At 62.4% G+C, this 322-nt stretch carries 1 tRNA gene; it reads right to left on the bottom strand.

Annotation, left to right across the window (positions count from 1 at the left end):
- Window positions 1–39 precede the first annotated feature (39 nt).
- Window positions 40–111 (bottom strand) — tRNA-Gln (locus tag ABTY56_RS37470).
- Window positions 112–322 lie beyond the last annotated feature (211 nt).

The raw sequence follows: 322 nt of genomic DNA, 5'->3' as shown, positions 1-322 counted from the left end.
CTTGATCTTCATTTGTTCTGCGGTACTCATCGTACTGCGCTGGGGTACCAGGACTCGAACCTAGACTAACTGAACCAGAATCAGTCGTGCTGCCAATTACACCATACCCCACCAGAGTTGAGCCCCTGCGAGCTCTTCTCAGGCGTTGCGCCTCTCGGTCGGTCCCTTCCGAGGGGCTTTCGCTCCCTCGTCCGTTCCCTCCCGGGCGGCGCAGAAAGAACATTACCCGACGTCTGCCCTGGCTCCAAAATCGATAACCCCAGGCAGCGGCCGGGAGGCCGGCGGATGACCTCCGGGTGCGCCGCGGGCCCGGCACACAGCC

Origin of the sequence: Kitasatospora sp. NPDC097691, from assembly GCF_040302665.1 — a bacterium.
Taxonomy (GTDB): domain Bacteria; phylum Actinomycetota; class Actinomycetes; order Streptomycetales; family Streptomycetaceae; genus Kitasatospora.
This window is presented reverse-complemented; position numbering and strand designations above follow the sequence as displayed.